The 22783-nt window shown below is 61.3% G+C and carries 21 protein-coding genes; 10 read left to right on the top strand and 11 right to left on the bottom strand.

The features are described 5' to 3' along the window. A partial coding sequence (gene tnpC / locus ASE11_RS26405; RefSeq protein WP_235501179.1) for an IS66 family transposase occupies nucleotides 1–816 on the top strand: 816 nt, incomplete at its 5' end. On the opposite strand, the gene merR is transcribed toward tnpC, so the two are convergent. After that, entirely contained in the window at nucleotides 805–1242 is a 438-nt protein-coding gene (merR, locus tag ASE11_RS02925) for an Hg(II)-responsive transcriptional regulator (protein ID WP_056265803.1), read from the bottom strand. The two genes, tnpC and merR, sit on opposite strands and share 12 nt — an antisense overlap. A gap of 42 nt (nucleotides 1243–1284) precedes the next feature. Here merR and merT point away from each other — a divergent pair, with 42 nt between their 5' ends. From merT to ASE11_RS26400, 3 genes are read left to right on the top strand one after another with little or no spacing between them, the layout of a single operon-like run. Further along, entirely contained in the window at nucleotides 1285–1659 is a 375-nt protein-coding gene (gene merT, locus ASE11_RS02920) for a mercuric ion transporter MerT (RefSeq protein WP_056265800.1), read from the top strand. 14 nt (nucleotides 1660–1673) lie between these two features. Continuing rightward, entirely contained in the window at nucleotides 1674–1958 is a 285-nt protein-coding gene (merP, locus tag ASE11_RS02915) for a mercury resistance system periplasmic binding protein MerP (RefSeq protein WP_056265797.1), read from the top strand. Then, entirely contained in the window at nucleotides 1958–2182 is a 225-nt protein-coding gene (locus ASE11_RS26400; RefSeq protein ID WP_082585479.1) for a GDCCVxC domain-containing (seleno)protein, read from the top strand. The genes merP and ASE11_RS26400 overlap by 1 nt, the downstream gene beginning before the upstream one ends. A 209-nt stretch (nucleotides 2183–2391) precedes the next feature. Here ASE11_RS26400 and ASE11_RS02910 read toward each other — a convergent pair whose 3' ends face one another. The 9 genes from ASE11_RS02910 to ASE11_RS02870 form a co-directional block, all read right to left on the bottom strand. Continuing rightward, nucleotides 2392–4425: a hypothetical protein gene (locus ASE11_RS02910; protein ID WP_056266253.1), complete on the bottom strand. Its 2034-nt coding sequence runs from the start codon at nucleotides 4423–4425 to the stop codon at nucleotides 2392–2394. Beyond that, on the bottom strand, nucleotides 4422–6377 hold the full coding sequence (locus ASE11_RS02905; protein ID WP_056265794.1) for a hypothetical protein: 1956 nt from the start codon (nucleotides 6375–6377) through the stop codon (nucleotides 4422–4424). Before ASE11_RS02905 ends, ASE11_RS02910 begins: the two co-directional genes overlap by 4 nt. A 10-nt stretch (nucleotides 6378–6387) precedes the next feature. Then, the gene (locus ASE11_RS02900) at nucleotides 6388–7020 is read right to left on the bottom strand and encodes a hypothetical protein (RefSeq protein WP_056265791.1); all 633 of its coding nucleotides are present in this window, start codon (nucleotides 7018–7020) and stop codon (nucleotides 6388–6390) included. Next, nucleotides 7017–7931 carry an AbiJ-NTD4 domain-containing protein gene (locus tag ASE11_RS02895; RefSeq protein WP_056265788.1) on the bottom strand — a complete coding sequence of 305 codons (915 nt, stop codon included), beginning with the start codon at nucleotides 7929–7931 and terminating at the stop codon, nucleotides 7017–7019. Before ASE11_RS02895 ends, ASE11_RS02900 begins: the two co-directional genes overlap by 4 nt. Before the next feature lie 104 nt (nucleotides 7932–8035). Next, nucleotides 8036–9796 (bottom strand): ATP-dependent helicase, encoded by a 1761-nt coding sequence (locus tag ASE11_RS02890; protein ID WP_056265786.1) that lies wholly within the window; start codon nucleotides 9794–9796, stop codon nucleotides 8036–8038. After that, nucleotides 9793–11640, bottom strand: a complete 1848-nt coding sequence (locus tag ASE11_RS02885) for an ATP-dependent nuclease (RefSeq protein ID WP_235501177.1) — start codon at nucleotides 11638–11640, stop codon at nucleotides 9793–9795. Before ASE11_RS02885 ends, ASE11_RS02890 begins: the two co-directional genes overlap by 4 nt. A gap of 18 nt (nucleotides 11641–11658) precedes the next feature. Further along, nucleotides 11659–12576 carry a restriction endonuclease gene (locus tag ASE11_RS02880; protein WP_056265783.1) on the bottom strand — a complete coding sequence of 306 codons (918 nt, stop codon included), beginning with the start codon at nucleotides 12574–12576 and terminating at the stop codon, nucleotides 11659–11661. After that, on the bottom strand, nucleotides 12573–13490 hold the full coding sequence (locus tag ASE11_RS02875) for a nucleotidyl transferase AbiEii/AbiGii toxin family protein (protein ID WP_056265780.1): 918 nt from the start codon (nucleotides 13488–13490) through the stop codon (nucleotides 12573–12575). Before ASE11_RS02875 ends, ASE11_RS02880 begins: the two co-directional genes overlap by 4 nt. After that, nucleotides 13490–14584: a helix-turn-helix domain-containing protein gene (locus tag ASE11_RS02870; RefSeq protein ID WP_235501176.1), complete on the bottom strand. Its 1095-nt coding sequence runs from the start codon at nucleotides 14582–14584 to the stop codon at nucleotides 13490–13492. Before ASE11_RS02870 ends, ASE11_RS02875 begins: the two co-directional genes overlap by 1 nt. 423 nt (nucleotides 14585–15007) lie before the next feature. Between ASE11_RS02870 and radC the strand changes: the two genes are divergently transcribed. The 3 genes from radC to ASE11_RS02855 all read left to right on the top strand — a co-directional run bounded on the left by radC (nucleotide 15008) and on the right by ASE11_RS02855 (nucleotide 16894). Next, nucleotides 15008–15529: a RadC family protein gene (gene radC / locus ASE11_RS02865; RefSeq protein ID WP_056265777.1), complete on the top strand. Its 522-nt coding sequence runs from the start codon at nucleotides 15008–15010 to the stop codon at nucleotides 15527–15529. Between the two features lie 286 nt (nucleotides 15530–15815). Beyond that, nucleotides 15816–16340: a thioesterase family protein gene (locus ASE11_RS02860; RefSeq protein WP_082585478.1), complete on the top strand. Its 525-nt coding sequence runs from the start codon at nucleotides 15816–15818 to the stop codon at nucleotides 16338–16340. Between the two features lie 203 nt (nucleotides 16341–16543). Further along, the gene (locus ASE11_RS02855; RefSeq protein WP_056265772.1) at nucleotides 16544–16894 is read left to right on the top strand and encodes a DUF2958 domain-containing protein; all 351 of its coding nucleotides are present in this window, start codon (nucleotides 16544–16546) and stop codon (nucleotides 16892–16894) included. 34 nt (nucleotides 16895–16928) lie between these two features. Here ASE11_RS02855 and ASE11_RS02850 read toward each other — a convergent pair whose 3' ends face one another. Beyond that, nucleotides 16929–17597, bottom strand: coding sequence for a DUF6988 family protein (locus ASE11_RS02850; RefSeq protein WP_056265767.1), 669 nt, complete (start codon nucleotides 17595–17597; stop codon nucleotides 16929–16931). Between the two features lie 437 nt (nucleotides 17598–18034). Between ASE11_RS02850 and ASE11_RS02845 the strand changes: the two genes are divergently transcribed. The 3 genes from ASE11_RS02845 to ASE11_RS02835 all read left to right on the top strand — a co-directional run bounded on the left by ASE11_RS02845 (nucleotide 18035) and on the right by ASE11_RS02835 (nucleotide 22063). After that, the gene (locus ASE11_RS02845; protein ID WP_056266243.1) at nucleotides 18035–18862 is read left to right on the top strand and encodes a DUF932 domain-containing protein; all 828 of its coding nucleotides are present in this window, start codon (nucleotides 18035–18037) and stop codon (nucleotides 18860–18862) included. A 94-nt stretch (nucleotides 18863–18956) separates the two neighbouring features. Continuing rightward, the gene (locus ASE11_RS02840) at nucleotides 18957–20966 is read left to right on the top strand and encodes a ParB/RepB/Spo0J family partition protein (protein ID WP_056265763.1); all 2010 of its coding nucleotides are present in this window, start codon (nucleotides 18957–18959) and stop codon (nucleotides 20964–20966) included. A gap of 344 nt (nucleotides 20967–21310) precedes the next feature. After that, complete coding sequence (locus tag ASE11_RS02835; protein ID WP_056265760.1) at nucleotides 21311–22063, top strand: hypothetical protein; 753 nt, start codon at nucleotides 21311–21313, stop codon at nucleotides 22061–22063. Nucleotides 22064–22783: the final 720 nt, after the last annotated feature.

The following is a 22783-nucleotide window of genomic DNA, read 5'->3' as shown; positions in this document are numbered from 1 at the left end:
CAGCACCGCGTGCTGCATGCCGATGAGACGCCGGTGTCCATGCTCAAGCCGGGCAACGGAAAGACGCACCGGGCCTACCTCTGGGCCTATGCCACGGGTGCCTTCGAGAACACCAAGGTGATCGTCTACGACTTCTGCGAATCACGCTCGGGCGAACATGCCCGGCGCTTCCTGGGCGACTGGAGAGGCAGCCTCACCTGTGACGACTTCAGCGGCTACAAAGCCTTGATCGCCAGCGGCGTGACCGAGGTCGGTTGCCTGGCGCACGCGCGGCGCAAGTTCTTCGATCTGCATGCAGCTAACCAGAGCCAGATCGCCGAGTTCGCGCTGCAGCAGTTCGGTCGGGTCTACGAAATCGAGCGCGAGGTCAAGGAGCTCAGCGCCGATCAGCGCCGGGCCATCCGGCAACAACAAACGAAGCCGCTGCTCGATGCCTTGCACCAGTGGATGCTGCTGCAACGCCAGAAGGTGCCCGAAGGTTCAGCGAGCGCCAAGGCGCTGGACTACAGCCTGCGGCGCTGGGTGGCGTTGACCCGGTTCGTCGACGATGGGCAACTGCCTTTGGACAACAACTGGATCGAGAACCAGATCCGGCCCATTGCCATTGGTCGCAACAACTGGCTCTTCGCTGGCAGCCTGCGCGCGGGCCAACGCGCCGCCGCCGTCATGAGCTTGATCCAGTCAGCGCGCATGAACGGGCATGACCCCTACGCCTACCTGCGCGATGTGATGGCACGTCTGCCCATGCAGCGCGCCAGCCGCATCCATGATCTTTTGCCACATCGCTGGCAGTCCACCACTGCTTCAAATCTGTAGCGGAGGCGACTGCCTCTCCATTGCCGCAATCAGCGGGCAACGGACTTTGCCTCTCCCAGAACTGCAGAGATCGATCAGTTCAGAGAGTACGGCTTCCATTCGGTGCAGGTCTGCAAGCTTGAGTTGAACTTCGGCGAGCTTGGACTCTGCGTGTGTACGGGCTTGAGCGCAGCTCGCACCATCGTCGAGTTGCAGCAACTGCGCGGTCTCATCCAGGCTGAACCCCAGCCGCTTCGCAGTCTTGATGAAATGCAATCGCGATAGGTCATTCTGGTCATATCGCCGAATGCTGCCCTGGGGCCGTTCTGGCTCGGGCATCAGCTCCTTGCGTTGGTAGAACCGTATGGTCTCTACATTGACACCGGCCGCCTTGGCCAGATCACCAATGGTCAAGCCGGGGTGGGCATGCGGAAGAGGAAGGCTCATGGTGCTTGACTCCGTACCAATGTACGGGACTAAGCTTAAGCCATGTCAACAAAATCTACAGACATTTCTGCCCGTGCCACTGGCGGTGGAAAGGCCTTGATCGCGGGTGGCCTGTCCGCGCTCCTTGCGTCCGCCTGCTGCCTTGGCCCTCTGGTGCTGATCATGCTGGGCATCTCTGGAGCATGGATCAGCACGTTGACGCTGCTGGAGCCGTACCAACCACTGTTCATTGGTGCAGCCACTATCGCCTTGATCTTTGCGGCGCGCCGGATATGGCGCCCGGTTGTGGCCTGTGAAGCGGGACAGGTATGTCAGCGGCCGATGGTCAGCCTCTCCTACAAGGTGCTGTTTGCCCTGGTGACCCTGTTGCTGGTGGCCGCGCTGGTGTTCCCCCTGTTCGCCCACTGGTTCTACTGATGAAAGGCTCCGACATGAAGCGGTTGATCATGACCACTGCAGCACTCTTGCTGCTGACGCCCGGCTGGGCTGCCCAACAAAGCGTCACTCTGTCGGTGCCCGGCATGAGTTGTGCCACTTGCCCCATCACGGTGAAGAAGGCACTGACCCAGATCGACGGAGTCATTGGCGTCAAATCCAACCTGGCCAAACGAGAGACCACGGTGGTCTTTGATGACACCAAGGTCAAGGTGGACGTGCTGACCAAGGCCACCACGGAAGCTGGATTCCCGTCATCTGTTGCCCCGGCAAAGCCGTAATGGATTTGATCTTGGACTCTGTTCTGACGTGCCCTGAGTGTGGGCATGCCAAGAACGAAACAATGCCGACGGACGCGTGCCAATGGTTCTACGAGTGCGAAAGTTGCCACACGGTCTTGCGCCCAAAACCGGGCCATTGTTGTGTGTTCTGCTCGTTCGGTTCGGTGCCGTGCCCTCCAATCCAGGCCGGTGGCGACGAAGCTTGCTGCGGCTCCAAAACGTAGGGGTCACTCCACCTCTGCGACTTCCAGCGGTAGATCAGGGTGGGGTGCCCGGACGCTTACGCATTTTGATGCGAATGCTGGACCGTCATGGCCAGCTTGGCTAGCGGCGAAATGCCTTTAGATCTGATCCACGGAAATCCGCCTTTGTAATCTCCAGGACCTGCTCGTCGACAACGCGAGCGTTAAGCCGAAGTCTCCTATACACAGGCTCATTTCTGATTCCTTGCACGCTTTCGTGGCGTGGCAGGATCCGTCGCGCCCCTTGCACTCGCGCTGATCGCACTGGGCAAGTATCTCCGCCCTGGCACCTTCACGACGACAACATGCCGCGGTTCCGCCTCGTCTTTTCTGAGCACGGAGCGGCACTCTACAAGGGATCGAATATGCGGGGTGCCCTGGCGCTTCGCCTCGGTCAGGTCAAGTACCAGCAGGAACCCCAATCGGATACTGACGTTCTGATAATCGGTGGTTTGCCCGGCGTAGCTCTTCGCCAAGAAGTCGAACGATGCGTCCTGCGTTTCACGCTTGACCTCAATTACGATCCGCTCACCAGTCGTCTTGAGCGCCACATCCGCCCGGCCACCGCCAAGATTCGTTGCCTCGATTTCTCCGACGGCAGCTTGGGTAGACAACCAACGAAAATAGTCCTCCTGCAGGGCACTTTCTGGCGGAACCGTGCCGTCTTCGTTTTCAAAGAGGTAGGCAACTGAAGGATCATCCTTTCTGGTCACTTCAAGACGGTTCTTCAGAAACCTCACCGTCCATAGCAGTACGGTGTCGAACAATTTGGCGCCACGAATATTTTTGCTGTGATCTGGATGGTTCTCAACTGCCGATCGACAATGGTCAAAGATATCAATCTCCGCCCCGCTCAGATTCTCGATGCTCGAAGCGAATGCATTGGAAATGACTTCCCTTACTCTCCGTTCAGTGTCTTCACTGCAGCGGGCTTGTGAGAGTACGGCAGCAACCGGCGCCCAAACGGCGGCTGCCTCAATGGGGTTTCGCGAGACTTCGGCGCGCTTCGGCATAGCGCGTTCTATGCCCTCTAGGACGGCATTGGCCTCCGGAACCAATTCGTGCCCGCGATTCTGCACCAGCCAGCGCTTCAAAAGATGAGCTTGCCCTTCGCGTCCGCTGATAGAGGACTCGATTCTGGGCCTGACCAAAGTCTCAAGGTAACCGTCGCGATTTCGCTTGAGGATCGTTCGTCCCGCACTGTACGCGGCCAGAACTTGGCTCTCGATCACGACCTTGGGTTCCCACCAGCTAACTTCGTCAAGACTTTCGGCAAGGGACGCCAAAGTGTTTGCGAGATCATTCCAACAAGCAGCTTGCAGGTGCCGTGCACCCAGCCAAGCCGGCGCACTGGCATCCGTATGCCAGGCGAGCAATTCAAAGGCGGCCTTGTGAACTGAGGCGCTGCGTCGATTCAGTTCGAGCTTGCTCCTGTGCGCTTCGAAATCCGTCAGCAGCGTAAGGCATTCACCATACAGCACTGCCTCTGGTGCTGTCTCTCGCGTTGCCTCGGCCTTCTTGAACCAGAATAGCGCATCTTTGAATAGGGAATCCGCTACATCGCGACGAGATTCGTCGAGCGCGGAGGTCAACCCTGCCATCCCCATTTCAAAGCTTGCGTCATATGCGGCCTCCTCACACTCTGCAAGACCTTTCAGGATGCAGAGCAGTTCTACCTCCCGCCAGTGCGAATGCGCGACGCCCATAATCTTCGCTGCGTAGCGGAGAAAAGTCGGCTCGTCGGACGCCTTGATACCAAGCAAGACGTCAAGGAGACGAAACTGCAACCGGCGAGTGGATGCTGCCAAGCGGAAGGCACCTTCGAGAGCGATCGCACGAGCGTAGCCCGAGACGCGCCCTGACAAGTCGGCCGCCTTGTGCAGAAAGGCCATGAAAACATCTTCAACAGCAATCTCCGGCAACTCTCCATGAGAAACAGTGGCATCGACCATCTCAATCAGTACGACGTCGCTGGTCGCCCCGCGTACCAGACACCCAATGGCGTCCATCCATGCATGCGTATCATCTCCAAGCGCTTCGCTCGGCATGCGGAGTAGCGCCGAAAGAATCTCGCCCGCCAACGGCGACGTCATCAGCGACGGGGCGGCTTTGGCAATTGCATCCACCCCACCAAGGTCTTCTACGCGCGGCGTTTTGCCTTGTACCAACAATGTCTGCAGAGCTCTCTCCAGCGGGTGGAACAGAGCTCCTGCAAGGTTGCTCACCACAGATAGCCTCCATCAGAGGCTTCTTTGCGGCGATTGGGAGGGATGAATTCGCCCATCGCCGCGGAAGTAATTCCTGCGACGAAGATCTGAAGGTGTGGGAGTTCTTCTCGCACCACCGTCAGGCCTGAAAGTAGACCGCGGAGATCTTCTGGAGCAACTTCCTGGGCTGCGGGTGAATCAATCATGATCAGACCGGGATGTCTTCCAATACTGCGGCGCTCACCCACCTGAATCATGGCAAGCACCGTAGCGACCTTGAGACGTAGACGTTCACCCTTCGTCACCTTGCTGAAAGAAGTGTCGGCGCCTCCTTTTACGAGCAAGAGATTCGCATTTCCACGAAGCTGCGCCTTCGACAGGCTGTGCATTCCAAAGCTCTGGGCATAGTGCAGGAGGCTGGTTGACACCTCTTCAAGGAATTCGTCGCGAACTGCTTTGGATCTCGACTCAGTCTCACTGACGATTGCCTTCAGTACTGTTGGCTCATCATCCGCCACTTCACTGATGCCAGGATCGAACCTGGCTTCTTCCAGACGCCCTTCAAGCATTGCAATTTCGTTCAACAGCAGCTTCCGTGAATCGAACGTCCCCAACTGCTCCGTCAACTCTTGAGTCTTGGATTGGATGCCTTCCAAGTCCGTCTGCAATGTCAAAAGGCTCTCCTCAGCCAGCTTTCTATTCTTCTCAGCCTTGTCGAAGGCCGCCTTCGATGCCTTAACGCTTGACTCAAGCCCCGCTTTCAGAAGGTCGGCGTCTTCGCTGCTCCCGATGCTCTCACCACACACTGAACACGAATGGCTCAGTGCCTCCTTCTTCTTTCTCTCCTTGTCGATTTCATGATCGCAACGCGGACAACATGTCGGGTCAAGCATGCGGAAGATTGATCCAGCAGCTGCGGAGTCCTTGTGTGCCTGAAGCTCCCTGCGATCCTGCAGATAGGCTGCATTTGCTTGCTGCTCTGCAGCCGCTTCCCGATCGGCCCGTTCCTGCATCGCCTTTTCACGGCGCTTTGTTTCCGCATACTTGCCACTGAGTAGCGAGAGTTCGGCTTGAATAGCCTCGTCCGAAGGAAGCGCAGCCAGGCTTGCTCGCTTCTCGGCGAGCTGTGTCTCAATCTCTCCGACACGCGCCTGTTTCGCGCGCGCTGACTGACCTCGCCGACGTGCCTCCAGGTCATTGCCAGACTCGACCAATTTCTGTGCGGCAAGTGCCGAAGCGTGGGTGGACACCCAAGGCACGCCGAGATACATCTGCATGAGCCGCGCCTGCGTTCCCGTGGTGAAGGGAAGATCGCCCAGCACGACGTCATAGTTGGTACCGATGAACATCGCGCCGGACAGAGCTGGCCAGCCGTGAACGACGGTTTGGCCGCTTTTGTCTTCCGAGTCACTTTCTCGCCAGGTTGCGATGCTCTCCATAGAGAACGCTCGCAGAAAAAAGTCGGACATCACCATCTCGAACTGCTTCTCGCTGCTGAACGTGGCGATAACCGTGGCGTTGGCTGTTGGCGATGTTCGTCGGCTCAGCGTTCCCTTGGCCCCGTCCCGAAAATCCACCTGAATCTCATACTCAAGACCATCTAGATCGAGGCGCAGACAGGCGGTATGTATCCAGGCCCTCACGTCATCCTGCAGATTCGGCGAAGGTCTTCCTCTGATTAGCCAGCGCACGACCTCGATGATTGACGACTTTCCGCGCAGATTGCGATCAGTCATCATCCCCCACAACCCTTCGCTGAGATCGTTCCATTCGAACGTATAAGGGCCTTCGTCCACTACCTCGCGTTTCACGCCACCGAAGGAAATGCTCAGGAGCTTCAGCCTTCGCGGAGCCGGTAGTACCGGCGTTGGCACTATATGTCGCGCTGTCAAGACCTGCTCAACCCGAGCTACGTCGACATTTGCCTTGTTTGCGATGGCCTCTAGCCATTCCATGCTCTCTTTTGCCATGTCCCCTCCTTTAGGCAGCTTGCTTGAGCTGAGCAAGTCTCTTCTGCACCTGCGGTCCGATTGGTGGAATGATTCCGCCAAGTTGAGTCTCGGCGTAAGTCGCTTGCTCGTATTGCTTTTCCTTGAGGGCACCACCACCACGGGTGCCCGCAATGTCAGCGACCAATGCTGCCCGATCTGCATACCACCCGAGAACAGGCTCCTGTACCACGGCCTTCGAACACACTCCAGCGCCCTGGACCGTGAGGATGAAGTCTGTTTCGTGAACCTTTACTTTTCCCTTGGTCCCCGTGATCCGCACGAGGTCGCGCGACCGTAGTAATGACAGCGCATCATCGAGTCGTTCATACGCCCCAAACAGGTAGCGAATCATCGGGATGCGCCGTAGATCCGGCTCATCGCTTTCGAATATCGCCTCAGCTGCGAGACGGTGATCAGCATTGCCGGTTGCTACAAAAGAGTCCAACAACTCACTTGCCAGGTAGTCTGGATTGCGCATCCAAAAATCGAAAGCATGCAATCGCGCTTCGCCTCTAAAGATTTTGGCGACCGTCACATCGTCTGGATCGCTCAGCGGCACGCCGCCCGCGTTCAAAATGAAGAGTATGCGCATCGCATCACGGTGTGGACTACGACCACTCATGCTCGCTCCTTTTTCCTCAGCATCAACTGGATCATCGCGAACAGACGATGAAAGAGGTAATCGATATGGTCCACATCGATAACAGGCACTTGTGAAACCTCTGAGTGGCGAATCAGATAGCTGTTGCCGATGGAGGTCAGCTCCAGTGCTTCCGTTTCCAACCTAGTCCGCAAAGTCGATTCCGATGCTGCAGCGTCCAGAATGATCTGGACCGACCGCTTCTTGTCGCCAGGATCGGCAACAGATTTGAGCCGTTCCCACGCGTCCCACAAACGCTCCAGCGCCTCGCGTCGAACGAGAGGATTCCGATCTGAAAATTTCACGCGGCACTCGTCCAGCATGTTGTCGAGAGTACGGTCTCCGGTGTCGAACGCTGTTCGTCTCAGTTCGTCACCCAGAACCAGTGGCAGAACTCGAACAATGCGTCCTGTCCCAAGCATCTCAAAGGCCAGGCCGTTGCGCGCGAAAATGCGATTGATGGTCGCCCGAAACTCGTCTTGTCCGGCTTGCTGGTCGAAAGTCAGGTGATGGTGACTGAAGAAATCGTGGTACTTGCCGGGAATTGGCTTCGCCAAGGCTGAATAAACGAACTCAATGAAGTCAAGAACCAACAACGTGTCCGGCGCAAAGGGCTCTCGTTGAGAGAAAAATCCCTCGGCCACGTCACGAGTGGTTTCCAGCGGCCATGCCAGGCCTGGCATCTCCGCGACCACAGCCGCAGCCAGTGAGTCGGAATCGCACCCGCAAATAGCTTGCCCATCTGGGCACCGTTCGGGGAACCGAAATCCGAAGGCACCGCTGTTGATCAACCCCTGCACCGAGGCGACCAAGCCGGCCCAAACCGCAGGTGAGATCGACTGCTCGGTTCGAGCCTTTGGACCGTTCTCCCGGTCGCTAAAGTAGTCCACCATCAGCGCACCGCCTTGTGATCGATTGACCCGGCTATTGCCGGGCCGTTGAAGAACCATTCGCGATCGGTTGGCAGCGCATGGGAAGTTCCTGGCAACCCGCACATCTAGTTCGCCTCCCGAATGGACGTAATCAGCGGTGACTCGTCGGCGTCGTATGTCAGATGGATCTGAGTTCTTGCGCGCGTCACGCCGACGTAGAAAAGTCGAGCTGCTTCTTCCAACTGCTCATCGGTCTTGTCGTAGCCGCTGGGGAATACACCGTTCTCCAGCCCAACCATGATGACGGCCTGGAACTCCAGCCCCTTCGAGCTGTGCAGTGTCATCAGATTGATCTGGTCCGGACTCTTGCCCTGATTCCCGAAGATCTCTACCGTGAATGTTTGCAAGAGTCCGCCAGCAGCAGCCTCCATCAGGTCGTTCAGATTGTCTCCCTCATCGGCGAGACCAGGCTCCTCTCGAAGCAGTTCATCCAACGCTTCGCGACGCAATACCGAGAGCCATCGATGCAGAGGCTGCGCACCGTCCCGCAGTGAGAACAAGGCCGAGATCAACTGCTTGCGTGCGGCCAGCAGTTCGGATTCACGCGTGACAGAGCGGCGCAACCGTCGCCAGGCTTTGAGCAGCTGCGAAAGAGGCACTGACCCTGTCTGCCAGCCACCGGCACACCACCGCGCAGCATCGGTGAGCCACTCGGTCAGACGGGTACGCTTCATCGGCGATCCATTGTCAAGCCGGAAGTACCGCAAGCCGAGGGCATCCGCTGCCTGAGCAATCGGTGTCCCCTCGTTGAGCGTGCGGTACAGCAGCGCTATGTCCCCGTGAGTCCAAGACGGATTTGCCGCGAGGAGCGCCGGCACCAGCGTCCCCAGCGCATAGTCCGCCTGTTCGCGGATATTGCATTCCAAACGGTGGATAAGGATTTCGCCCGTCCGCCCATCATGAGAACGAAACTCAGCGGGTTCCGGCAAAAGCGCCATGGAAGCAGCGATGATGCGGTCGGCGCACCGATAATTCAACTTGAGTCTGATGTGCTCCATCTGTGGGAGGCGGGCCAATGCTCGCAACAGGCTCGGCTTGGCACCAGTGAACCCATAGATGGACTGGTCTGGGTCCCCCACGGCAACGATCCGGTTGCCCGCCCGAAGCAATGCCAACACGATGCGATGCAGTGGAAGGCCAAGATCCTGATATTCATCGATCACGATCACCGGATACTTGGCCTGAATGGCACGTCTAACCCACTCATGCTTCTCGACAAGTTGCAGTCCGGCAAGGACCAGGCCGTCGAAGTCGATCAGGCCATTTTTCAGAAGCAATGTTTCGTAGGCCTCCACCACCGCTGTCTCACGGGCGGACCATGCACGCCACTCGTCACTACTCTTGTCCGGGACGGTACGCCGCAGCTTGTCGCAAGCCATGCGAAACCAACTCGGCGCATTGCCCCCCAACTGCTCGCGATAGGCATCGGCAAAGAGCTTTCGCGCCTGCGCCGGTGAAGCCACGACGAGCGGATCCGGCACGTCGAGACCTGCCAGTGCGGCGTAGGGCAACACCAGCTCTGTCAGGCAAAAGGAGTGCACAGTGGAGAGCAAGAGACGATCGCCGTCGTACACCCCGAGCTTGCTTAGCCTTGATCGCAGTTCGCCAACGCAAGCATTGCTGTAAGTGATGCACGCCAGTCGCCGTGGACGGTGTACATCCTCAGCAAGCAGCCGGGCAATCTTGACGGTGATCGTCTTGGTCTTGCCGCTGCCGGGCCCGGCCAAGATCACGCAGTTCCCTGTTGATTGGTACGCGCGCCATTGATCGTCGTTCCCGCGCAAATCTTCTGCGGCTTTGAGATGCGGGGGCGCAGTGGAGGTCATCCCAGCTTGGCCTTCAGATAGTCCAGCGCAGATTCGATGTACTCAGGACATACATCCACCCCCTCCTTTATCAGTACGGACGCCAGCCTTTGCGCCACTCGACCCTTGCCGATGGAGTCGATGTCCTTGAGAAATTGCGAGGGATCGAGCGAATCAGCATCGGTCGCGAGGCGGGCGAAGCGCGCATGCATCTTCTTGTTGGTGGTGAGGTCCTTGATGGCTGTCAGGAAATGATCCTCTGCCCCTGCCCGGAAAACGTCGATCTCAAACGTGAATTCGTTCAAGAACACACCGTGCTTTGGAGCGAGCACCATCACCTGCGCAAAGTCGCTTTTCTCCCAAACGTCCTCATCCAATATGTGTTCCATGATCTGATTGACGACGCGATTCTTGCCATAGCTATCTGTCACACCTCCGTCATCCGGATCGGCATCCTCCTGACTTACTTCTTCCTTCTTCGGATCGAAATCGGTCAGCACCACAAATGGGATATCGAGCCCCTTCGGCCCCAACAATTTGACATATGGAGCGAAGTTGGTGCCAGCGATGGAGCAGACGGTGATGCCCATCGCATCGAAATCCAGGGTCTCGTCATACAGCTTGGCCAGCGTCGGCAGAAGAAACTTCTCCGCGTCGCCCTCCACGAGAATGACGCCCTTTGAGAAAAACAGCTCTCCACGTGTCACATCAATGTAGCGCTCTAGATCTTCGCGGTCGGTGGCATCGAGTTTGATGCCCTTTAGAGAGCGCCCGACGGTATGCCCTTCGCCAGCAACCTGACGCAGGACAACAACATTGGCGAGCGGAGCCACACTGGCCACATTCGGCGAATGCGTGGTGAGGAAAATGCTGCGCGGCCCGGGTCCAGCTTGCGCGTCGTCACGCGTTTGCAAGTAGTTTCGATAGATAAGCCGCTGCAGATGAGGATGCAGGTGGGCCTCGGGCTCCTCTATCGCCAGAAACGTGTGTTGACGCTCCCCCTCGTCCACCAGGTATTGATGCTCCAGATGCTTCAGTGCGAGGTAAAGCACATTGGCAGATCCGAGGCTGGCCTCTGCCACACCGCGCTTGCCGCCATCGATCATCATTTGAAGCGCGCGGAGCAAACGGTCCGGCTCTGTAGGCGCGAAACCTAGTGCCGTTTCGACAGCATGCTTATCCCCCACCATGGCCGTGAGTTGATTGTTGACCTGGTCCACAACCCCTGCGAGTTCCGGTAGTGCAGCAATTTTGGAGGTAGTCTTGTGAACTTCGCCGGCGATCGTGCTGAGCGCTTTCACATCCACCGTCTTTGCAGCACGGTCCAGCAGAGGACGCAGCGGAGAGCGCGCCCAGCGCGCGAGGTCCGATTCGGCATCACGCAACGCCGGAAATAGATCCAGCGGCATCCAACGCCTCAGGTCGTAGCCAACCGCGTTGTCGGGGCGATCTCCGCCGAACAGAATGAATTCGTAGTCTGCCTCGCTACGCGGGGCACGTTCAATACCAGGCACGGGTTGATAACGATACGTGATTCGCGCCACCATCGGGTCCGGCCGTACAAGGTGATCCGCCAGCACCGCCAACAGATTTTCATCGTCATCGAAATCTCGAAACTCGACCGACACCTCAATCACGTCCTCCGCCTTCAGTGGCCGCACCAGCCCATCCCAAAAGTCATCAAGGCGCAGCTTACGCAACGAGTCGGGAAGTGAGGGATCGAGGATCAGTCGCAGCGCAAACAGCAGGTTGGTCTTGCCGACTTTGTTCTCTCCGAGGACGACGGCATGTTCGCCTAAGCGAACATCCAACAACTTGAAGTTGCGGAAATTCTTGATGACGATCCGGCTAAGTCGCATAGGCATCTCTCGTTGTTCATGGGTTTAGATCTTCTTCTCCGCACCGGAGATGGGGTGCACGTAGATGAGCCCCTTCGTTTGCGCTGCCTTCACTTTGCGGTCGATCATCTCGCGAAAGTTCAGGTGCCCCTCAAGCACGAGGATCAGGTCTTCACCGTCAACGAAAAGCGTCTGAATATCCTTGCCCATAACCAGGCTGCGGACCACATCGGCGCTGAAGCTGTTGACCGAGATGAATAGGCCGCGTCCGTAGAGCTTGCCCGCAACCTTGCCCGCGAACTGGTAGACAGGTTCATTGCTTGCCGACTTTTCCTGCCATTTCGCCTCAATCAGGTAGTGCTCTCCATCGAACTTCACAGCACCATCGATTTGCTCCCCTTGAACGCGAAATGCTTCCGTCGTCTCTAGGCGCGAGAGCCTGGCAAGTTCAGCCAAGATGCGTTCCAAAGCGTAGCCGCGTTGCTGTCGCGGTGTCTTGTTGGCCAATAGGTCCAGGTACTCGGCGCGCAGGACTTCCAAGGTCACCGTCGGCTTCTGCCGCGCGGCTTCGTGGATGACTCGCCGCTCGCGATCCGACTTAATCTTGGCATCGCGGATTTCCTGAAGCTGCTTCAGATGCTCGAGATTTCTGGTCGCTACTGCGCGATCCAGCTTGCGCAACTTGTCGAAGTAGTACGGATCGAAGTGGGACCACGCCAACAGCGACTGCAGCATGGCGCGAAGCGGGCCAAGTCCGCTGTCATGTCGCGCGTCCAGCTTGCCAAAGAGCACATCGATGATCTCGTGTCGCTTGAGGCCACCCTCGCCTTCGATCTGCAAGCCACTCAATTCGGCCTTCGTACATCCGTGCTTCTCAAAGAAACCAACGATGTCCTTGCGCGGCCAGAACAACGACAAGATGCAGTCCTTCATGCACCCTTTGATATCGGCGGGAAAGCTCATGTAGTGCTCTCCTTCGGGTTTTCAACTCGCCCAAGGAGCTGCTCGATTACGTCGCTGGCTTGGCGCTGGCGCAACGCCCTCGCCTCGCGCTGCGAGGGTTCGTCGCTCTCGCCAAGTTCGAACTTGGCGACCGACACCGGGCCATCCTTGCGATACCCCTCCGTCTTTTCGTCCTGGGCGAATCGGTTGCGCAAGATTGCCAGCGAGGCCTGGATCACTGCGCCGTGCTTGCCAGCCAGCTCCTTGCGGAACGCGTCGGCGACGGCAGTCGATCCCTCGGGGGCGTGCTCGATGCAGTAGATCAGGTCGTGCGCATCCTTGCGCTCGAAACGCTGATCGAAAGCAAACGCCTTCAGGCAGGTGAAACTCACAAGGTTGGCGTGCTTGACCTTCTCGGTCGCGACGCCGTTGCCGCCCAGCAGTTCGGCCTGGATCTCGGTGACCTGATGGAGGTCAAAAACGATGGACGAGTGCGGGATATTCAGCGCGGAGATCGTGCCCTCGGTCGGCAACGGCTGCACCTTGCCACCGGCCATATCAGGCGCATCTGCGAGCAACTCCAACACCATCAGCGCACCGTGTTCGGTGCGAGCTTGCCAACGCCATGAGAGCTTCTTTCCGGCCTCGTTTTCGGCGCGCTCGAAGCCCATTTTTTTGAGGTTGTCCTCCAGCGTGTGATACGCCTCGGTGTCGGCCAAGATCTGCAGGTCGATCACGATGTCGACATCGAGGGTGCCCGCATGCGCTGGGACCGCGGGCGGTCGGGCGGCGACCAGATACCTCGGGGTCAGGCCGCCGACCAGATAGACCGAATCCTTCCATGGCCCCAACCCGCGCAGCAGCGTCACGAGGACGCGTTCGCAATCGAGCGTGTACTCGTCGCTGTAGCCGTCGAGCGTTGCGGGTTTTGCCATCAGAAGCCGATCCTTTCTTTGCGGAAGTGCTCGGCCATCTCTTTCGAACGGCCTTCGCCCCACAGTAGGTCGAGGTATATCTGGATCGGGCTGGCCAGCCACAATCCTTCCACACGCTCGCGGAACAGCAGTTCACCTGCCGACTTGGTCTCGATCACGGCAAGATTGGCCCCTTCGGTAACCAAGCGCGCTCCCAGGTCGCTCAGGGCGGAGTCAACGGCCTGCCCGGGCAACAGCCGCAGGCGCACCTGGGACACGCTGGACAGGAAAGGGGCGAGCCGCTGGGCCGCAGCCTCGTGGCTGATCGCGTACTCGACGCCTCGCCCTTCCAAGGCTTCGACAACACGCAGCGGCAATGCGTCCGGCTTGGTCGCAGGCACGTAGTACCTGCTCAGCGAATACGCTTGATCGCCCTTCACCTGCTTGGCCCAGGCATCAAGCAAAGCCGCAGGTTCGCGAAGGTGGCGCTCCTTACTGGGGCCCTGCCCTCTCGCTTCGAGCCAATCGAAGCGCTCCAACTCAGTCAGCACTTGCGATGTAGTGGCTGGCGACACCTGCGCCAACTGTGCCAGCTCGGTGACGCCGAACCACGTCTGGCGATGAACGAGCAGCGCATGCAACACCTGGGCGCGTCGGCCAGAAAACAGAGAGCGGATCGACTTGACCAGCGTCTTGGGTGGAGGCTTGTCGATGTAGAGATAGATGCCTGGCGCGGGCAGATAGAGGCTTCCACCACTGTCGTAGTAGCCCACGCCCTCGCTCTTGAGGAGTTCCTTGGCGCCGGGCGAGATCGACTCCGCCGCAATCATTGACACGACCTCGCCTGGATGGTTGCCTGCCCACGCGCGGCTGGCATCCCGGATCTGCCAGATCACTTGGCGCACATCGCGGGGGTAGACCGCCTTCTTGGCTTCGACCAGCACGGCCAGCGACTTCCCAGCCACGTGCAGATCGACCGCAGCATCCAGGCCCCGATCAGATCGTCCGCCTGAAAGCTCCCCACGCACCACATCCGCATGGACGTCGGGTAGCTCGCGCAACGCATCCACGAGGCGCGAGACCAACTGGTGTTCGGTCATGGTCAGCTCAAGCATGCTTTTGGGCGGTTTACTGCACAGTGAATTTCCGCACTCTATCGAATTTTCCAGAAAATAGCAATATTTACTGTTCAGAAAAGATGCAAGTTCACTGACGTCTCGGCGTCCCGCCGCCGGGCTCGTGGGCTGCGCCCCGGGCTTCGTGCCGAATCCCGGCCATCCGGCTTTGATCCCTGACGTCTCCGCGGCGTTGCCGCTGCGCGCTCCGCTTGCCAGGGCTGTGGTGGCGTGCGTGGAGTGGCGGTCTTGCTGTGCCCTTTCAACCTACCACGCCGTTCTCGCCGTCAAGGGCTGCGCGTGCCTTGCACGCTGGCGTCCTGGCGGCCGTCTCTGGCTGCGCCTCCGACCCCTGACCGCTTGCGCTGCGGCGTGGGTGGCCGGTTCCGGGCAATCCCGCCCGATTCCAAACCGGAGCCGATCATGTCGCAGCTGTCTTCCCTGTCGTTCACTTCTTTCACCGATTCCTCCCTGCTCGTTCGCGATGTCGCGGGCAGCTACCGGCCGGCCGAACCGGCTGAGGTGCTGCAGGCCGCGCTGCGGGTGCTGGCAAGCCAGTTGCGCTGTACCGAGATGCTGTCGTCGCCGCAGGCTGTGCGCGACTTCCTACGCATCAAGCTGGGCACGCTGGAGCACGAGGTGTTCGCGGTGATCCACCTGGACGCCCAACACCGGGTCATCGAGTACGTCGAGATGTTCCGCGGCACCGTGACCCAGACATCGGTCTATCCGCGCGAGGTGGTCAAGGAAGCCATGGCACACAACACGGCGGCCATCGTCCTGGTCCACAACCACCCGTCGGGCGTGGCCGAGCCCTCGCGTGCCGATGAACATCTGACCCAAACCCTCAAGAGCGCGCTGTCGCTGGTGGACGTGCGGGTCATCGATCACCTGATCGTGGCCGGGCCGACGATCCTGTCCTTCGCCGAACGCGGGCTGATCTGATCCCACACAACCGGGGGCAACAACGGTTCCCGGTTTTTCGTTTCCTGCCCAACAGCGTGCCACCGAACAGTGGCACGAGCACTTCATGGCTTCGAAGCCTGAGACGGTGGGGCTTCCTCCGTCGGCCCCACGCGGACATCCGCATTGAGCCAGCTACGCTGGAGAACGCCTGGCTGGGTTGAAGACGCGATGCATCCGAACGAGGATCGAACGCTGTTCCCGCCCTTCCGCTTTGACGCGGGGTTTCGAAGAGCGAACGCACGTCGTCAACCCATTTCCCAATTCCATGAACCACCAAGGCATCAGTGAAATCTCCTTTGAAGAAACCTACAACGTGCCGCCCGAACAGACAGCCCGGGCGCTCTTTTCCAGGCTCCCGCATGGGAGCGACTATGCGCAGAGGCTGATCGAATGCCTGGCGACCGGGTATCTGGTCGCCGTGGTCGAGTCCATTTGCATCCGTGAGATGCAGCGGCACGTGGATGCCGTCTCGGAGGTCGTGGTGGGCCGGACGATCGAGCTGGAGCACAAGGGGCCGATCCCGCCCGGATCAACCCTGAAGCTGCAGGGATGGGTTGAACGGCTGGGGGAGCGAAGCGCGAAGTTCTGTGTTCAGGCATCCGACGACCACGAAGTGGTTTGCGAAGGCTCCGTCATTCTGGTGGTGGCGCCGCGAATGTCGTTGGAGTCGCGCATTGCCGTGAAAGTGGAAGCGCTCGCGACGAAATCAGACGGTGGCATGGTTGAGGATGCTCTCGGCCGGTATGTGCCACCACCGTTGTTCCGTCACCAGGAGTCGCAGGTTTCCTGAACGCGCTCCGCCCAATCGGAACATTTGAGCAGTGGGGCTGGCTTGCTGTTGCACCCAGCGTGCCACGCCGTTCTCGCCGTCAAGGTCGGCGCGCATCTGCGATGCGCTGGCGGCCTCGGCGGCCGTCTTCGAACCTTGACCGCTGCGCTGCGCCGTGACCCGGAGGCTGCGGGCAATCCCGCCCGGCATTCCTTCTGGAGTTCATCATGAATGCACTCATCACCGACGAGCAGCGCTTGCTGCTGCTAGCCAACGGCCGCCAAACGCTGCAGAACCCTGACTTCGACCCGGCGCCCGTGGTCAAGCTGTTTACACCTGACGCCGGCGCAACCTGGCTGCTGACCGAGATCGACCCGGACGACCATGACCATGCTTTCGGTCTGTGCGACCTGGGCCTGGGTGCGCCCGAGCTGGGCTGGGTCAGTCTTCAGGAACTGACGACGGTACGTGGTCGGCTCGGGTTGCCGGTTGAGCGCGACCTGCACTTTCGCGCCGAAAAGCGTCTGAGCGCCTACGCGCGGGGCGCGCGGCTGGCCGGGCGCATCGTCGTCTGATCCCGCAGCCAGGGCGTCGTTGCCGCCCTGGCTTTCAGGGTTTCAGCAGATCCGGCAGGCAGTCGGCGAACGCTGGTTGGATCTTGCTCATCGGCGTGGCGATGGATTCGTCGCCGGTGAGCACGGCCATCGTCATACCGGTCATGGTGCTCAGACCGTTGGAGTTGCGCAGCACCTGCAGGGCCAGGTGCACGGGGAAGCCGTCGGCGCTGCGCCGCAGCGGGTGGATGCCGCCGTGCACGAAGGAGTTCATGGCGTTCCAGGACACGTCCTTGAACTGGATCAGCATCCCGTGGGCGGCAGCCGGCACGCCCTGCCCCACCCGCTTGCCGATCTGATCGATCATCTCCTTTGCACTGGGCAGGTTCTTGGCGGCCTGCTCGGCTTCGAGCGTGAGCGGGGCCGACAGCTTCTCGATGGCGGCATCGCTGGCCGCATAGATGAGCCACATTGAGCGGGTCAGGGCCTCGAACTGCAGCCGCATCAGACTGACCGCCGAGGTGGGCATGCCCAGTGCCATCAAGGCGCGCAAGGCGGTCCCGTGTTCCATGGCCACCACGCACATGCCCAGTGCAGCCTCGCCACGCGCAGATCCATCGAACGCGGCGTCGTCGAGCAGCTCGTTCAGCCGTTCGTGCAAGGCATCCGAGCGCAGCAGCATCTGCTCCAGGGGATCGGGGTGGTTCTCGTCTTTCTCGGTCATGCCGTCATCGTAGACAACTCAATGCAACTGGGCGTCGCCGGCCCTGTGAGTCTGGCCGGCCGCGCTGTCGTGCTGCGCACCGAGCCCCCGGTCCCTGCAGTCCCGCGGTCTCGTCCCTGGCGGGCTTCCATCGTTCCCTTCCCTCCGGTCGGCTGACGCATTCGGCCCGGCCTTGCGGCCGGTCCTGCGCGCTGCGCTTGCGTGGGGTCGGCGCCATCTGCGGCCAGGGGCCACTGGCGCACCAGCCCTGGCGCTTGCCTCCTTGACGGCACCGGGTGGCGCGCTCCTTGGGTCGCGGGCGATGAACTCAGGAAAGACGGTGGCGACGGGACCGGCCCAGGTCTTTGCGCCGACCCCACCGGAAGACCCGAAGAGGGCTCCGAATCTAGGAATCCGGTGGGGGTTTTCAACAGCCAGCTTCATTTGGAGAAATGACCATGCAACTTGCTTCCCGCTTCGCACCGCGTTCGCCGGTGCTGCGTTCCGAAACCCCGCTGTCGGATGAACAGATCCGCGCCGTGGCGCCATCGATCTTTGCCGAGGCGCCGCACGGCAGCCGCTCCGAGCGCTACAGCTACATCCCCACCGCCACCGTGCTGCAGGAGTTGCGCGGCGAGGGCTTCCAGCCCTTCATGGTGTGCCAGACCCGCGTGCGCCACGACGACCGGCGCGAATTCACCAAGCACCTGATCCGGCTGCGCCACGCCAGTCAGATCAACGGCCGCGAGGCCAACGAAATCATCCTGCTCAACTCGCACGACGGCACCAGCAGCTACCAGATGCTGGCCGGCATGTTCCGTTTCGTCTGCCAGAACGGGCTGGTGTGCGGCGACACCGTGGCCGACGTGCGCGTGCCGCACAAGGGCGACGTGGCCGCCCAGGTGATCGAAGGCGCCTACACCGTGCTGCAAGGCTTCGGGCAGGCGCAGGAGTCGCGCGAGGCCATGCAGGCCGTGGCGCTGGACGCTGGCGAATCCGAGGTGTTCGCGCGCGCCGCGCTGGCACTCAAGTACGACGACACCGAGAAGGCCGCGCCCGTCACCGAGTCGCAAATCCTGATGCCGCGCCGCCACGACGACGACCGGCGCGACCTGTGGAGCGTGTTCAACCGCACCCAGGAAAACCTGATCAAGGGCGGCCTGAGCGGCCGCAGCGCCAACGGCCGCCGCCAGAGCACCCGTCCCGTCCAGGGCATCGACCAGAACCTGCGCCTGAACCGCGCCCTGTGGCTGCTGGCCGATGGCATGCGCCAGCTCAAGGGCTGAACCCGAACCCTGGCGGCCCGCAGGGAATGGCCCTGCCGCCGCCCTCCCCTCACCACTCACCCCGTTTCACATCTCAACCGACAGGAGTTTCTTCATGAACGCACTCACCGATTCCGAAGCCCTGGCCCTGCACGCCATCCCCGCACCGCAGGTGCCCGCCCAGCCCTCGCAGCAGATGCTGCTCGTGCCGCTGTCGCGGCTGCGCCCGTCGCGCCGCAACGTGCGCAAGACGGTGGGCCCATCCATCGAAGCGCTGGCCGCCAGCATCGAGCGCGTGGGTCTGCTGCAGAACCTCACTGTCACCCTGGCTGCGGACGGCGGGCATTACGAGGTGGTGGCCGGAGGTCGTCGCTTTGCGGCCCTCAAGCTGCTGGCCAAGAGGCGCCGCATTGCCAAGGATTGGGACGCGCCCTGCCTTCTGGTGGCCGACAGCAGCGCGCGCACCGCCAGTCTGACCGAGAACGTGCAGCGCGAGGCCATGCACCCGGCCGACCAGTTCGAGGCCTTCGCCGCCCTGGTGACCGAGGGGCGCCCGGTGGAAGACATCGCGGCCGACTTCGGCGTCACGCCGCTGGTGGTGCAACGCCGCCTCAGGCTCGCCAATGTCTCGCCCCGCCTGATGGCCGACTACCGCGCCGACACGGTCAGCCTGGACCAGTTGATGGCGCTGGCCGTCACCGACGACCATGCCGCCCAGGAAGCTGCGTTCTACGACGCGCCCGAATGGCAGCGCTCGCCCGCTGCACTGCGCCAGCGCCTGACCGAGCGGGAAATCGGCGCCGACCATGCGCTGGTGCGCTTTGTCGGCCTGGACGCCTACACCGCTGCCGGTGGTGGCATCCGCCGCGACCTGTTCGCCGACGACGAGGCCACCGGCACCACCCTGACCGATGCCGCGCTGCTGGAACGGCTGGTGCGCGACAAGCTGGAGTCACTGGCCGAGCCTGTGCGCGCCGAGGGCTGGGCATGGGTGGAGGCGGTGCCGCACCTGCGCCCGACCGAGTGGCAGGCATTCCAGAATGCACCGCGCACGCGCCGCGAACCCACGGCGCGCGAGGTTCGGCGCATGGAGGTGCTGCAAGGCCGCATCGCCCGCACCGATGCCGCGCTCGAAGAAGCCTACGACGCCGACGACGAGGACAAGGCCGAAACCCTGCACGAGCGGCGCGAGGCCCTGGTGGTCGAGCTGGAAACTGTGCAGTCTCAACTGAGCGACCACGCGCCCGAGGTCCGCGCCATGGCCGGGGTCATCGTCACGCTGGACCGTGAGGGGCAGCCCCTGATCCACCGGGGACTGTTGCGCGACGCCGAAGCCAAGGCCCTGCGCGCGTTGGACGCTGCGCGGCAACGCGCCGCCAACGGCCAACCCCCTGGTGACCAAGGCGGCGATTCGGACGGATCAACCACGGGTGATGCACCGCACGGCGCCGAACACCTGTCCGACCGGCTGGCGCAGCGCCTGAGCGCGCACCGCACAGCCGCCCTGCAGATCGAAATGGCGCGACAACCGCAGGTGGCGCTGGCTGTGCTGGTCCATGCCATGGTGCAGCAGGCCCTGCAAGGCGGCTACCGCAACGCCCTGCCCTTGGGCGTGCGCCTGAGTCTGCGCGATCGTCTGGAAGACTTGGCACCCGACTGGCCCGAGTCGCCTGCGGCGCTCGCGTTGCGTGAACTGCGACAAACCTGGGCCGACAAGCTGCCACAGGAACCGGGTGAACTGTTCACGGTGCTTCTGGACAAGTCTCAAGAAGAACTGGTCCAGCTGCTGGCGCTGTGCACCGCCCCGGCGGTGGACGTGGTGACGCCCCGCGCGACCGCCAGCCAGCCTGGCGCCGAACTGGCACAGGCGCTGGGCGTGGACATGGCCGCTTGGTGGAAGCCCACGGCCGACGGCTATTTCCAGCACGTGCCCAAGGCCGCGATCCTGGACGCGGTGGAGCAGTTCGCGCCGAATGAGGTGCAGCGCCTGTCCAAGCTCAAGAAGGCCGAGATTGCGCAGGAGGCCGAGAGACTGGCCGAGGGCAGTGGCTGGATGCCTGCCGTGTTCGGTCGTCAGATGCCGACAACGGCGAATGGCGCGGATGCGCCAGGCTCGGCAGACTGACAGAGGAAACACCCACGGCCCTCTCATGGCCCCGGCGCTTTGCGCCCGGGGCCTTTTCGTATGCGCGCAGGCTCGCGACCGTTCGTGCAAAACGCGTTCACACAAAACCGCCACGCCGCCGCCTTCGGTCAGGCGGCGGCGTGGCGGCGCGCAAGGGCTTGCGCGGGCGCTTCCTGCCAACGCAGCCTATGTCAGCGCATAGAATGCCAACACAGCCGCGTCACGCTGAACCTGCTGCCGGGTTAAACGACGTTTCTCGCTTCCCTCCTCTGATCGCAGACCGTGTCCATTCCTCCGGTCGGTGCGTAATCGGCAGTCATCGACCATGCACAAAGGAATTTGGCATGTCTGATTCGACATTCTTCGTCTCCAAAGCGGCGCTGCGCAATCTCAAGCACAGTGCCCAGCACCGCGTGAGCGGTGTCCCTTCCGCTCATCTCAGCGAAGCCCTCGCGTCGGCGCTCGGGTTCAAGACGCATGCGGCACTTCGCGCTGCGCTGGACGGTCGTGTAACCGTTGAGGTCCCCAAGCCCAACAATGCGCGCATGGTGTGCCGACTTAAGGAGCTGGGCTACAACGCCACGGCGGATCTGCGCCTTGTCCCGGAGTTCGAACACTCGTACTCGCCATTTCGCAACTTCCCGCTGAACAAGAAGCGCGGTGTGCGATGGATGGGCTGGCGCAACCTGGTGGTCGCCGCCATCAATGCAGGCTTGGAACAACGACTGTTCGGCCTGGAGCCCAGCGACAACTGGTGGCCTGGCGGCAACCCACACAGTCAGCTCTGCAAGCGGCACGTCTATCGCTTCGAGTTGGAGGACGGCCATGCAGCCGTGGCCAGTGTGGATGCCATCAGCGGCGACGAGCTGTCGATCCACGTGGTGCTCGACCCGCGGCATGAGGGCATTGAGCCCGACCGTTTCAATGGTCTGCGCGATGGCGACGCCCATGCACACGCCTGGGTGGAGCGCCGCCTGGGCGCGTGGGTTCAGGACGGCGGTGAGGACTTTTCCTGCAAACGGGCGGTCCAACCTTGGCTGGCTCAACTGAAGATCGACACCAAGGGCTACTCGGACCAGGGCAGCTTCTTCATGTGACTTTGGTGACAGTGAATCCCGGGGCCGGGCGTGTCGGCGCCCTGCGCCGCCAGGCTCTCGGGCTGCGCCCCGTGCCGTCGTAGCCGTCACGGCCCTTCGGCTTCGATCCTTCACGCCTGCGCGCTGCGCTTGCCTGGGGGGCGGAAGTGTTCGTGCGCCGGCATCCGGCTCTGCATGACCCGCCATATGAGCCGGGTGCTACGCCCTTGCTCGCTGCGCTGGGTTGCTTGGCATGCCGTTCTCCCTCACGCTGGCGGGCAGTTGGCCGGGGTGATCGCTACATACCGCATGGGTATTGGCACCGTACTGGTCGAACCTGACAGGCGACGTGCGATGCGAGGCGCCGGGTGGATGCTGCAGTGGCTTCTCGCGTCGTTGCGACTCTGACCAATGGCGCAAGGGTAATGGCCGTTGAAGTCTTACCGGAAGCGTGGTGAAAGTGCTCGGCCACGAGGCCTTTCGTGACAGGCGCGTCCCAAGCGTCCTTGTCTCGTTGTGAATCCTGGCGGGGTCGCGGCTGCGCCTCGGGCTTGATGGCCGCAACCGTACGGCCCAAGAAATTTCCCCTCCGCTGCGCGGATTCCTCGCGAGGCAAATTTCCCGTGCCTGCCGGTCCTCCACGCTGTTGCGGCCCCTTCGCTGCGCTGTGGGGTGCGGCTCGCCTGTCCCCCGCCTAACGGATCACAACAAGGACGCGATGGGCGCGACCTTGGCAACCCG

This window comes from Hydrogenophaga sp. Root209, from assembly GCF_001428625.1.
GTDB lineage: Bacteria > Pseudomonadota > Gammaproteobacteria > Burkholderiales > Burkholderiaceae_C > Hydrogenophaga.
Note: the sequence above shows the minus strand (reverse complement) of the source record. Positions and strands in the feature narration are given on the sequence as shown.